This window comes from Kluyvera sp. CHPC 1.251, assembly GCF_036759945.1.
GTDB lineage: Bacteria > Pseudomonadota > Gammaproteobacteria > Enterobacterales > Enterobacteriaceae > Kluyvera > Kluyvera sichuanensis.
The window spans coordinates 1-10794 of the sequence record NZ_JAPKIC010000023.1 but is presented as its reverse complement, the minus strand read 5'-3'; the positions used below and the strand labels follow the sequence as shown (position 1 = coordinate 10794).

Here is a 10794-nt window from a genome sequence, read left to right as displayed (position 1 = left end):
ACCCGGCGGCTTGTTTGCCGTTGTTCCGTCTCAGTGGGGCCGCATTATAGGGAGTTTCTTCAGGGCCGCAACCCTTAAATTGCAGAAAAATGACTGACTGCTGCAATCCCCAGCAGAACCCCGCCTTATACCCATTTACACACAGAGTTATCCACAAAATTCATCTATTCATATGATCTCTGCGTATCCCCCCTTCTTTATATAGAGGGAAAATGGCTTATCTCAGCCACCACTATTCGACAATACGCCCTGACTCGAGCTTGATAATCCGGTCCGCAAGGTGGAAATAGCGATCGTCATGGGTGATCGCGATAATGGTTTTCCCCTCAGCTTTAAGCGCTGGGAGGATTTCCTGGTAAAACACCGCTTTGAATTCCGGGTCCTGGTCGGCGGCCCACTCATCAAACAGATAGATAGGCCGCGCTTCCAGCCAGGCCTGCAACAAAGCCAGCCGTTTGCGCTGCCCTTGCGAGAGCGCCGTCGTAGAGAAACGTCCATCGGCAAAACGGACCTTATGGCTGAGCTTCAGCCGTTCGAGTAACTCCCCCACCTGTTCCGCCGTGCGCTCATGCACAAACGCCACGTTATCGAAAAGGAAGAAATCATTGAACACCACCGAGAAGCATTGCCGATATGCCTCCTGTTGGTCATCGGCAACCCACTGGCCGTTTAAGCGCAGCGTTCCGCTGTCGGGCGGATAGATCCCCACCAGCAGATTCGCCAGCGTTGTTTTCCCGCTGCCGTTGCCGCCGACGATAAAGACCAGCTCACCAGGATTAAACGTCAGGTCAAGTGGCCCCAGGGTAAAGCGTTCACCATCTTCTCCCTGATACTGATAGCTCACCTGCTCCAGCGCCAACGAGGTGAATGGCACTTCTGGCAACGGACGCTGCGCCTGCTCCGGCGGTAGCGCCGCCTGAAGTTGCTGCACCCGCTGCATCGCCACCCGCGCGCTGGCGATAGTCGGCAGCGATGACAGCACACCCTCGACGGGCACAATCATATAAAGGAAGATCATCACATAGCCGGTAATCGCCGCAGGTTGCAGCGTTAACGCTTCGCGCAGGCCAAACAGCACCAGGCCGATAAACACAAAGAACAGAATGCTACCCCAACTCGTCGCCAGCCCATACAGGATGTAACCCCGCGTCCGCTCCCGGCGCACCGCTTCAATATTCTCCGCCAGTTCGCCGTCCACAAAATGCCGCCGACGCGCGGCGTTAAGCCGATATTCGCGCCCGCCGTCGAACAACGTTTTGCACTGTTGAATCAATGTATCTTCCCGTCGCCGGGATTGTCGCAGCAGCCCAAGCGCGCGCCCGTGTGCCGCCTGATACCCCAGCGTACCGAGCGCAATAGCCAGTAGCGCCAGCCCCAGCACACTAAAAGAAAGCGTCGCTAGGTAAATCAGGCACCCGAGGATCACCGCGCTATAGATGAAGAGATTCGGCAGGTTGACGAAAAAGACCACCAGCGTATCGAGATCCTGCGTCAGCACCGAGATAGTCCGCGCCATCCCGGAACGCTCCAGCTGCAGCCAGCGGGTTTCACTCACCCGATGCGTCAATTCACTGCGCAGCCGCGCCTTTACCCTCTGCCCAAGATACATAAAGGTGGTTTGCGAGATAACGCGGGTTGCCAGCATCAGGCACGCCAGCAGCGCAAACTGTATTCCCGGTGCCAGCCAGCCGTGCGCTAGCGGCAGATTCAGGCTGTGGTTAATCATCGCCAGCAGCGACGCATTGCTCAGCCCACTAATCAGCCCGGCAACCACGGCCAGCAGCAGCCAGCCGCCGACCATCCGAAACAACATCAACAACAACGACATACTCATTCCTTTTTATAGTTTGCTTCTTTTATTACGTCTGATGAGATGACGGCCTATTTCTGCCACGAATCAGCGGCCAGACCAGCAGCGGCACGCCGATGAGCGATGCCACCAGCCCCACCGGCAGCTGACGCGGATAGAGCGCATTGCGCCCCAGCCAATCGGCAACGGTCATGATGCATGCGGAAAGCAGAACCGCGGTGTAGAGCTGCGCCAGTACGCCCTTCACGCCAACCCGGCGCGCCAGATGCGGGCCCAGCAGCCCGATAAACGACACCGGCCCCACTAATAAGGTGGCAAGCCCGGTCATCAGCGCCGCCAGCGCCAGCACGCTGAAGCGGGCACGCGGCAGCGAGACGCCTAGCGAACCGGCCACGCTGCCCATCGGCAGCAGCACCAGCCAACGACGAAACAGCGGCGTGATGACCAGCAGCACCAGCGTGGCGATAAACAGCACCTGCGCCAGAGAGGCGCTGATGTAGTAGGTACTGCCGGTCATCAGCGGCAGCAGCACCGCGCTGGCGGAGAGGTTATTGAGCATCACAATGCTGACAGCGGCCTGGCATAGCGCATTCAGCGCCAGCCCGTTAAGCAACACGCGTTGAGGGTTAAACGCGCTGTGTCGGCTATTCCACATCGTCAGTAACAAGCTGATCAGCGCCCCCGCGAGGCTGCTTAATAGAAGAAAGGCGCTACCCTGAGTAGGGAACAGCAGAATATAAACGGTGACCCCCATCGCCGCGCCGCCGCCGATGCCCAGCACTTCAGGGCTCGCCAGCGGGTTGCCGCTTACGCGTTGCATCAATACCCCCGCGCCCGCTAACAGCGCCCCGGCGCTGATGGCGGCCAGCAGGCGCGGCACCCTGAGCGGCAGCAGTTGCGTCAGCTCCTCATGGCTGGCCCAATGCCAGTGCCCGAGGCCCAGCCCAAGACAGAGTGAAACCACAATGGCGATAAGCAGTACGGCAGCGGCGAGCCACGGCACCCAGCGGTGGGTTGAGGCATCCGCCGTCAGCGGCGACGGGGAAGTATCCGGAACATGTTGTCGGGCATGACGCGCCAGCAGGATCAACAGCGGCCCGCCGGTCAGCGCGGTCAGCATGCCCACCGGCAGCAACTGACCGTTCAATAGCGAAACCCGGGACACGCAGAGGTCGGTAAACCACAGCAGCCCCGCCCCGGTGAGCGCACTGTGCAGCATCAACTGACGCGACGTGCGCGCACCGCCAAAGCGGGCAAGATGCGGCGCGGCCAGGCCGATAAAACCAATCACCCCAACGGCATTGACCACCAGCGCGCTCATCACCAGCGCCAGCAGCACCGCGGCGCTGCGAATTTTCAGCGGCGAGGCACCCAGGCTACTGACCATGGTTTCCGGCAGTTGCAGCAGCTCCAGCGGTCGCCACAAAAAAGCCAGCACCAGCAGGCAAAGCGCCAGCCAGGGCAGCAGCGACATCAGCAGATGACTGTCCTCCTGCGCCAGCGAACCGCCGCCCCACATCAACACGGTCAGCAGGAAACGGTCATTGATGATGGCAATAAGCATCGTCAGCGCGCCGCACCACAGGCTGATCATCATCCCGGCCTGGATCATCACTAAAGGCGAGAGCCGCTGCCGCCAGCTCAGCGCGAGCACCAGCAGCAGCGCGGCCAGTTCCCCCACGACCACCACCGCCATTTTGGCTTCGGTCAGTAGTAGTGGGAACCAGAGCGATGCTAGCCCCAGCGCAAGCGTCGCGCCGGAAGTCATGCCAAGCGTAATCGGCTCCGCCAGCGGATTGCGCAGCGCCCGCTGCATCAACCAGCCGCAGAGCCCGAGCGTCGCCCCGCCGATAATCGCCATGCCCTGCCGCGGCAGCCACATGCTGTGCAGAATAATCGCCGTGGGTTGGAGGTTATTGGCATACAGCAGCGCCCGCAGGCCGCCCTCGCGCAGCACGTCATTACCGGCGAGCAACAGCGCCGCCAGCCACAGCAGCGTGATGAGCCCCCATGAGAGACGGCGGGAATAGGGTTCATGCATCGCGCCACCCCGCAACAAAGGGATAGAGGATATCGGCGAGGCGTCCGGCGGTGGTCAGCGCGCCGGTATCGCTAATCGGCTGTTCAATCACCGCCATCGGATACCGTGACGTCACCGGCAGGCGCTGCCACAGCGCGCTCTGCCGCCAGCGGGCAACGGCATCACGCTTGTCGTCATCAACCAGCAGGATAAGCCGGGCGTCCACCGTGGCAATGCTGGTCAACTCCACCAGCACCGTCCCTTCCGCCCCACGGCTCCCCTGCCAGGCATGGCACAGGCCGCAAGCGGCCAGCACATCGCCAGGCAAACTTCCCGGGGTGTAGAGCCGCAGATGCAGCGCATCAACGGGCGTGGCGCAGAACACCGGTTGCCTCACCGTCTGGGCAACCTTGCGCACGCGAGCTAGCTGCAATTGCAGGTTATTGAGCAACACCTGCGCCTGCGTTTCTCGTCCGAAGACATCACCAAGCTGACGCGTAGCATCTATAAAGGAAGCAAGCCCGTGGGTGGGTAGCGTCAGCGTCGGTGCGATTTTTTCCAGCGCGGGCTTCAGCAACGTATGTTGAGGGGTTATCACAATGCGGTCGGGCTTTAAAGCGTACAGCGTTTCGAGGTTCGGCTGGAACAGCAGCCCTAAATCCTGCACCGTTGCAGGCAGCACAGGCTGCGGGATCAGTTTGCGATACCAGTCGGGCGCCGAGACGCCAGCAGGCGTGATACCGAGCGCGAGGATCATCTCCGTCAGCCCCCAGTCCAGCACCGCCAGCTTCTGCGGGGCCGCAGCACTCCCGGCCCACGACATCGCGGGAGCCAGCAGTGCTGCGGTTAATAACGTGCGTCGTGAGAGCATCGTTACCACTTGTAGCTAACGGTCGCCGTCAGCTGACGTTTCATCGCGTATTCACAGCCGTTGTTCTGGCAGGTGGCGAGGTAGGTTTTGTTGGTCAGGTTCGCCGCGTTCAGCGCAACGCCCCATTCACGCCAGTCGTAGCCCAGACGCGCATCGTAGACCGTCGCCGCCGGTACCTTCAGGCTGTTGTCGGTGTTGGCATAGCTGCTGCCGACATAGCGCACGCCGCCGCCGATGGAGAAGCCGTCCAGTGGGCCGCTCAGCGCATACTGCGTCCACAGCTTGGCGCTGTTGCGCGCAATACCGACCGGATGTTTACCTTCGGTGCCGTCGTTCGCACTGATCACTTCCGGATCGGTCAATGCGTAGGACGCCAGCACAGACCAGGCTGGGGTGATGTTGATCTTGCCATCCAGCTCGATCCCGCGAGATCGGATCTCACCGGTCTGCACGCTGTAGTTGGCGTGATCCGGATCCGGCGTTGCGACGTTGGTTTCCCGCAGGTTAAACAGCGCCAGCGTAAACAACGCATCCAGCCCAACCGGGTCGTACTTCAGGCCCATTTCCGTCTGCTTGCCTTCCGTCGGCTTAAAGCCGTGACCATAAAAATCGGTCGTGCTGCTCGGCACGAACGAGGTCGAGTAGCTGACGTACGGCGCTAAACCGTTATCGAAGTGATACAGCAGCCCGGCGCGCCCGGTGGTCGCATAGTCGTTGCTTTCGGTACGCGCGTCGGTCAGCAGGTTGGTGCTCTTGGTTTTCGCCGCATCATAACGCCCGGCCAGATTCATAATCCAGTTTGCCCATTCAAGCTGATCCTGCAGGTAGAACCCGGTTTGATCGAGCGTGGAGTGGGTGCTGCTGGTGAAGGCTGGCACTTCAACCGGGGTACTGTAATCCGGGTTGAGGTAGTTAATCGGGCTCGCATCACCGTAGCCTGCGCGGCTGCGCACCGAGCTATGCATCCGGTCAATCCCGGCCAGCAGCGTATGCTGTACCGGGCCGGTTTGCAGATGGAACTCCGCCTGGTTATCCACGGCGAAGTTGACCATGGTCTCCTGCAGGTTCATCGAGTAGCGGTCGATCAGCGGCGCATCGGCATGAACGCCCCACGGGTAGACCATCAGGTAATCGCCAGTGCTGCTGATATAGCGCAGGTTCTGGCGGAAGGTCACCGTGTCGTTAAAGTCATGGCGGAACTGGTAGCCGATGCTGCCCTGCTTGCGTTCATAGCTGTCAAAGCCTGGCTGGCCGCCGTAGAACTTGCTGGAGATCTGCCCGTTCGGGTTATAGGTCAGCGTGCCGGAGGTGGGCATCTGGTTGTAGAAGCCGCTGTCCGGGTCTTTACGCAGTTGTGCCAGCACCGTCAGGCTGGTGCGATCGCTCGGCTGCCAGGTGAAGGATGGCGCAATGTCGTAATGCTGATAGCGAGTGTGGTCGACCTGCGTTTCGGTATCGAAGAAGGTCCCCGCCACGCGGCCAAGCAGCGTGTTGTCGTCGGTCAGCGGGCCGGTGACATCAAAACCGGTGCCAAACAGGTTGTTGTTGCCGGTGGACATATACACTTCTCCGCCAGGCTGGGCCTGCGGAGTTTTGCTCACCATATTGACCACCCCGCCCGGGTTGGCCTGGCCGTACAGCACCGACGATGGGCCTTTCACCACCTCAATGCGCGACAGCAGGAACGGGTCCCACGCCGGGCGACTCCACCAGGCTTCGCGCGGCAGGCGCAGGCCATCGAGATATTCATCGGCTTCAAAACCGCGCACCACGATAGTGTCAAAACGGGTATCTGGCCCGGCGTTTTCCGATGCCACGCCGGAGACATAGCGCAGCGCCTCCGGAATGTTTTTCGCCGCTTGCGCCGCGATTTGCGCCTGTGTAACGACGGCAATACTTTGCGATGTGCGGCTTATCGGCTGGCTGGATTTCGTTCCGGCAGCCGCGTTGTGCGCCACCAGTGAACTCTCATCATCCTGCCCCTGCGACGGTGCCGCGGCGGTGACCACTATTGTCTGTTCTTTTGTGCTATCGTGACCGTTATCCGCAGTGAACGCTTGCCCGCTGTACCCTGCGATGATCGTACATGCCAGTACTTTCAACGGTTTATCCCTGAAAAGCTTGCCAACCTGATTCATAGCATTTCCGACTGTTATTAGAATTGGATGGAAATGATAATTATTCAAGTTTAAAAGAGAAGCCCTTCCGTGGCAGAATGGCGTTACTGGCCATCAGGATGTCGCCATACGGACAAAAGTTGTCTCTAAACGCAGCAGTAAGCATAAATGGTGAGAATCAGACAGAGGGCAGGTGAAGATGACCATTCCACAGGCGATTGAAGGGCTGCGCCAGCTCAAATACGCCCCAGGCAGCGAAGAGCCGGTTCACCAGCACGAGCAGGGGCAGCTGATTTATCCGCTCAGCGGCGTGGCGAAAATCGTCACCCCGCAGCATATCTGGCTGCTGTCGCCCGGCCGCGCAATCTGGCTACCCGGCGGACTGCCGCACGGGCTTCAGGCCGTGGATCGCGTCGTGACACAGAACCTGTACCTTAGCCCGCAGGCTTCCCGCCTGTTTGGCAATCAGTGCCGCGGCCTGGCCGCCACTCCCCTACTCCACACCCTGATTAATGCCGGGCTTGAAGACGCCATTCCCCCAGAGCGGATGGCCCTGCTTCAGGCGCTACTGACCGACGAGCTACAGCGTTTACCCGCCGCCGCGCTGTGCCACGTGATCCTCCCAAGCGACCGCCGGGTGCGCCAGGTCTGCGATACGCTGTGCCGGGAGCTGGATCATACCGCGACCCTCGCCTGGTGGGGGCAAAAGGTCGGGGCCAGCGAACGCACGCTGGCGCGCCTGTTTCGCGAAGAGACGCACCTGAGTTTTTCCGAATGGCGGCAGCAGATTCGCCTGCTGGAAGCGGTGTGTAATCTGGCACGCGGCGTGGCGGTGAATACGCTGGCGCAGGAGTTGGGTTATGCCAGCGCGAGTGCATTTATTGCGATGTTCAGGAAGAAGCTGGGAGTGTCGCCACAGCGGTATATTCAGGCGGCGATGGTAGTGTCGTGATTTTATGGTTATCTATTTTTATTATTAATACGGGGACTGTTTTTAATAGATAATATTAATAATGGCTTCCGGTTTTATATTTAATGGCGTTTATTACGTTTTATTTTCGGCTGGCTTTTATTTTCCACACTGGGTATATTTACAGGTGTTATTTTGCGCGATGCGGGTGTGCGCCAACACGCCCGCATCGCTAATCACAATTGCTATTAAGAGAGAATAGTAACCATGACTGACGTCGATTGTATTGTAGATTCGTTTGAACCAGAAGTAGTGGATGGAAATAAGCGGAATTTGACCGTGAGTTATGCGAGCCGCGCGCCAGATTACCATCGCGTTCCGGCGGTGATGATGAAGGGGCAATGGCTGGAAGCGGCAGGGTTTGCCACCGGCACGAAGGTTGAGGTGCGGGTGATGAAGGGGTGTATGGTGCTGACGGCTGTGGAAGATGAAGCTGACGAGGTGCTCGAGACGGCGCGGGTGGTGGGGAAGTTGTCGGTGCGGAAGCGGAGGCAGGTTAGGGAGTTTATTGGGGTGATTGGGGGGAAAGGGAGTCGGGGTTAAGGGATTGGATTAGGCGCTGAGAGGCGCCTTTTTTGTTGGCTGCAAACACGATGTTTAAATAATTATTCTAATACGACATATTCATAATATCATTATTCCTTCAGTATACTATGCAACATTAAATAACGAAAAATACAGTTATAAAAAACAATTAAAACCTGCAAGGTTATCGTCTTTCAAAAATAAAAACCTGAACGATATAGACTTTGATTATGTTGGAGACAGTAGGTTAAAGTAACAAAATTTTTTCATAAGGTAGAAGACAAATTATATAATAGTATCAAGAACCAGCATGGATTTGAGCTGGTTCTTCGTTATAGTTATAGCTACCCCTACTTTTTGTTAGAACGGCATTCCCGGCACCAACTTTGGTTTGTTGCGCCCGAAGGAATAGTCCTGAATCCGAAGAGGGTTTGAAGTTGTGTAGCTGTATGAGCAGTTGTGCGTTTACAGTTAGGACATGTATGAGGAAGATTAACCGTACCTACCATGGCAACACCCTTTTATATCAATTAATTGAATGCTATTTATAGCTATCCTTTCCTACGGAAAGTAGTTGAGCTTCACATCTCACTTACTCTTATGCTCGTGCAGCCTCCGCATCGTACTTACGTTGTGGACAGAGTTTAATAGCTTGCAATTCATTTACTTGTGCATCAAATGCGATATTGCGATTTTGTCGTATTGCTCACATACATTGACTGCCCTTGGTTGTGCCACCGCGAATTTTCGCGTGGTTTTATATGCTCATATGGCTAGCAGAGGAGAGATTCATTATGCAGTAGATAGCCGGGATATTCTGACAACCATCGATTTCGACAGGACTGAGCATAGAGAGGCAACTGTCGAGCAAAACATACGATTGCACAAAACCAGATTTTCATGTGCCGACAGGCTGCTCAAAACCGCAAAAAAAGCCCCCCGGAAGCGGGTAGGCGTGGGAGGGAGGACATTGCGCACCAGCGTTCTATTAACTTTCAAAGGATCTCTGCAGGTAAGATTCTGTTAAGATCACTTAAACTGGAGTTGAGGATTGGGGTTAATCCTTTACAATATACTAGGATTTGGCTGCTAAAGTATGTAGGTGATTAATTTGTCTAGTAAAAAGTTTATTTCGCTGTTTAGTGGCGCAATGGGTTTAGATTTAGGTCTTGAAGAAGCAGGCTTTGAGCCTGTAGCCTGTGTTGAACAGGACAAAGCTGCGCTAAAAACAATTAAAACTAACAAGCCCAATCTTGCAATTTTCGAGGGCAGCATTGTTGACTGCACTGGCTCTGAATTATTGCGACTTGCCGGTGTAAAGGACAAAGAAGAAATAGACCTAATTGCTGGTGGCCCACCATGCCAGGCATTTAGTGTTTTTGGAAATAGATTAGGTTTAGAGGATGCCAGGGGACAACTTATTTTCGAATACATTCGAATGATTAAAGAAGTTAGCCCTAAGGTTTTCATAATGGAAAACGTACGTGGTTTATTATCAATGTCAATAGTTCCAGCGTCTAAAAAGAAAGAACTATTAGATATAGTCGAACCATCATTTTTCGAAAAAGGCTCTCTAATTAAAAGAGTTGCTAAAGAATTTAATAAATTAGGTTATCATGTCGATTGTTTTGTAGTTAATGCGGCTAACTATGGAGCCCCTCAAATTAGGGAGCGTGTTATTTTAATTGGTAATCGTTTCGGAATGAAAGCTAATTTCGCTAGCCCTTTATTCAGCAATAGAGCAGAGGATAATCTCCCCCCATTCAAAACTTTGGGGGATGTAATTGGCCCTGAGAGTGGTTTTATTGATAAGTATCCAGACGTTATGAATTTTTCACCAAGAAAACTGAAATATCTATCTATGGTTCCGCCAGGGGGAAACTGGCGAAGTATGACAGAAGAAATGCAAAAAGAATCTATGGGAAAAAGTTGGTACCTCAAGGGGGGAAGAAGTGCTTACTGGAGAAAACTATCTTTCCAGTTTCCTTCACCAACAGTAGTTACCATGCCAAATCATGCAGGGACGAGCATGTGCCATCCAACTGAACTAAGGGCTATTTCTGTTGGTGAAGCTGCCGCTATACAAGAATTCCCTGATCACTGGAAGTTTGAGGGTACAACTACAGAAAAATTCAGACAGATTGGCAATGCGGTCCCTGTCCGATTAGGAAAAGTTGCAGGGGAAGCTGCCATGGAACTTCTTAATCGTATACAAAAAAATAATGTCGCTGATTTTGCAAACCCAAATTATACAGAATCCCACATTAGACCCCATATTAGAACCAGATCTTTCTTTAAAAATGGTCAAGTATTTAGTGGTGATGTTTCTTACTACGACCTTGAAGAAGAAACTCAGGATGAGTTATTTTAATAAATTTGGCCCTAAAGGGCCAAATTTTATTCATTAATCATTTTTAATAATTTATGGACTTTGTTGAATAAATCGAACTTTTGCTGAGTTGAAGGATCAGATCACGCATC

General features: G+C 55.0%; 7 protein-coding genes. 3 read left to right on the top strand and 4 right to left on the bottom strand.

Features of this window, described 5'->3' with window-relative positions:
• Nucleotides 1–232: 232 nt before the first annotated feature.
• The 4 genes from V6940_RS22500 to V6940_RS22485 are packed head-to-tail and all read right to left on the bottom strand — an operon-like array spanning nt 233 to nt 6839.
• Nucleotides 233–1828, bottom strand: coding sequence for a cyclic peptide export ABC transporter (locus tag V6940_RS22500; RefSeq protein WP_333497394.1), 1596 nt, complete (start codon nt 1826–1828; stop codon nt 233–235).
• Nucleotides 1829–1859: 31 nt separating this feature from the next.
• Complete coding sequence (gene fhuB, locus V6940_RS22495; protein ID WP_333497393.1) at nt 1860–3851, bottom strand: Fe(3+)-hydroxamate ABC transporter permease FhuB; 1992 nt, start codon at nt 3849–3851, stop codon at nt 1860–1862.
• Nucleotides 3844–4701 (bottom strand): iron-siderophore ABC transporter substrate-binding protein, encoded by an 858-nt coding sequence (locus V6940_RS22490; protein WP_333497392.1) that lies wholly within the window; start codon nt 4699–4701, stop codon nt 3844–3846. The genes fhuB and V6940_RS22490 overlap by 8 nt, the downstream gene beginning before the upstream one ends.
• Before the next feature lie 2 nt (nt 4702–4703).
• The gene (locus tag V6940_RS22485; protein ID WP_333497391.1) at nt 4704–6839 is read right to left on the bottom strand and encodes a TonB-dependent siderophore receptor; all 2136 of its coding nucleotides are present in this window, start codon (nt 6837–6839) and stop codon (nt 4704–4706) included.
• Nucleotides 6840–7017: 178 nt separating this feature from the next.
• Between V6940_RS22485 and V6940_RS22480 the strand changes: the two genes are divergently transcribed.
• The 3 genes from V6940_RS22480 (at nt 7018) to V6940_RS22470 (ending at nt 10684) form a co-directional block, all read left to right on the top strand.
• Nucleotides 7018–7770 carry an AraC family transcriptional regulator gene (locus V6940_RS22480; RefSeq protein WP_333497390.1) on the top strand — a complete coding sequence of 251 codons (753 nt, stop codon included), beginning with the start codon at nt 7018–7020 and terminating at the stop codon, nt 7768–7770.
• Nucleotides 7771–7995: 225 nt separating this feature from the next.
• Complete coding sequence (gene symE, locus V6940_RS22475) at nt 7996–8331, top strand: endoribonuclease SymE (protein WP_333497389.1); 336 nt, start codon at nt 7996–7998, stop codon at nt 8329–8331.
• A gap of 1084 nt (nt 8332–9415) precedes the next feature.
• Nucleotides 9416–10684: a DNA cytosine methyltransferase gene (locus tag V6940_RS22470; RefSeq protein ID WP_333497388.1), complete on the top strand. Its 1269-nt coding sequence runs from the start codon at nt 9416–9418 to the stop codon at nt 10682–10684.
• Nucleotides 10685–10794: the final 110 nt, after the last annotated feature.

Excerpts from the sequence above, each read along its gene's own strand:
- V6940_RS22500 (WP_333497394.1), bottom strand. The coding sequence starts at position 1,828 with ATGTCGTTGTTGTTGATGTTGTTTCGGATGGTCGGCGGCTGGCTGCTG.
- fhuB (WP_333497393.1), bottom strand. The coding sequence starts at position 3,851 with ATGCATGAACCCTATTCCCGCCGTCTCTCATGGGGGCTCATCACGCTG.
- V6940_RS22490 (WP_333497392.1), bottom strand. The coding sequence starts at position 4,701 with ATGCTCTCACGACGCACGTTATTAACCGCAGCACTGCTGGCTCCCGCG.
- V6940_RS22485 (WP_333497391.1), bottom strand. The coding sequence starts at position 6,839 with ATGAATCAGGTTGGCAAGCTTTTCAGGGATAAACCGTTGAAAGTACTG.
- V6940_RS22480 (WP_333497390.1), top strand. The coding sequence starts at position 7,018 with ATGACCATTCCACAGGCGATTGAAGGGCTGCGCCAGCTCAAATACGCC.
- symE (WP_333497389.1), top strand. The coding sequence starts at position 7,996 with ATGACTGACGTCGATTGTATTGTAGATTCGTTTGAACCAGAAGTAGTG.